1 protein-coding gene and 1 pseudogene are annotated in these 1445 nt (G+C 74.4%); both read left to right on the top strand.

All coding sequences use genetic code 11. The features are described 5' to 3' along the window. Window positions 1-181 precede the first annotated feature (181 nt). Window positions 182-1000 carry a VOC family protein gene (locus EF918_RS35690; protein WP_125652976.1) on the top strand — a complete coding sequence of 273 codons (819 nt, stop codon included), beginning with the start codon at window positions 182-184 and terminating at the stop codon, window positions 998-1000. A 151-nt stretch (window positions 1001-1151) separates the two neighbouring features. Then, window positions 1152-1445 (top strand): annotated as a pseudogene (locus EF918_RS35685) (hypothetical protein); the annotation flags it as partial.

Raw genomic sequence — 1445 nt, 5'->3', positions numbered from 1 at the left:
GGCCACGGCAGGGGCGGCGGAGGCGGTGGCCGGGAGGGCGAGCGGCGCGGTGAGCGCGGCGACGGTGACGGCAGCCGATAAGGCGCGACGGATGATCTTCTGCATGACCCGGACGTTAGCCGCCATTCGGGTGGCGCCACCTCAACCCACGGGGTGATCGCTCCTCCGCCCTGGTGAGGAGATGCGCGAAGGTGGAGGTGTGCAAGCGAGGATCTCGACGGGTGACGTGTTCGGTGCGCCGTGCTGGGTGAGCCTGATGTCCCGGGACCACGAGGCGTCCCAGCGCTTCTACGGCGCCGTGCTGGGCTGGGACTTCCGCCCCGGGGAAGCGGGTGAGGCGTTCAGCGTGGCGGAGGTCGACGGGGTGCCGGTGGCGGGGATCGGTGCGGTCTCGGCGGAGATGACCGCCGCCGTGGCCTGGACCCCGTACTTCGCCGTGGACGACGCGGACCGGGCCGTGGACCGGATCCGTGAGCGGACCGGCACGGTGGCGGTGGGCCCGGTCTCCCTGGGCGAGCAGGGGCGTGCGGCACTGGCGGCCGATCCCGACGGGGCGGTGTTCGGGATCTGGGAGGGCCATGTGCGCCAGTGGCGGATCGGGGAGGCGGCGGCCCCGGCCTGGCTGGAACTGCGGACCCGCAACGCCTTCGACGCGGCGATGTTCTACGGCGAGGTGCTGGAGTGGGCCACCGGCCGGCCCGGCTGCTGCGAGGTGTCGTACGAGCAGGACAAGGTGGTCCTGCGCCAGGGCGGCGAGCCCGTCGCCCGGCTGGCCAGCCAGAACGTGGAACCGGCCGCCTTCGACCCGCAGGTCCGCCCGCGCTGGCACGTCCACTTCCGGGTCCCGGCCCTGGAACCGGCCGTGGCCGCGGCACTCGCCCTCGGCGGGCACCGGGCCTCCGCGGTGCACACCTCCGACCAGGAGCGCTGCGTGACGCTGCGCGATCCGGACGGCGCCCTGTTCGACGTCACCGAGGACCGCGGCGGCACGGCGGACTGACCGGGGGCCGGGGCGCCGTCGACGGGCGGGGCACCGCCAGGGCGTGGCGTCACCCAGGTGCCGCCCCCGAATGGCGCAGCGTCGGATTCGGTCATGGAATGTGACCGGACGTGCGCTTTCGGTAACCGCGCACGCCGAACGGAGCGTTTCCATGAGCAGTCCTGACCGACAACCCGACCCCGCACCCCACGACGAGGGGCGCGTCCTCACCTCGAAGATCCCGTCCGAGACTCCCACCGCCTCCCCCGCCGTCGACACCGTCCTGTGGACGGCCGCGACGCACCGCCCGCTGGAGGAGGTGGCCGCCATCGTGGACCTGCTCCAGCAGCCCGGTGCGGTTCCCGACGCCGCGGACGGGGCGCTGCGCGCCGCCGCGGACGGCCAGCCAGCCGGCGACCAGCAGGCAGGCCACGGTCACCACCGACGCCAGCAGCGCTGCCGGGTC

Origin of the sequence: Streptomyces sp. WAC06614 (assembly GCF_003949795.1) — a bacterium.
GTDB lineage: Bacteria > Actinomycetota > Actinomycetes > Streptomycetales > Streptomycetaceae > Streptomyces.
Note: the sequence above shows the minus strand (reverse complement) of the source record. Positions and strands in the feature narration are given on the sequence as shown.

What these genes read in the sequence shown, in the direction of transcription:
- EF918_RS35690 (WP_125652976.1), top strand. Translation starts at nt 182, where the DNA reads ATGCGCGAAGGTGGAGGTGTGCAAGCGAGGATCTCGACGGGTGACGTG.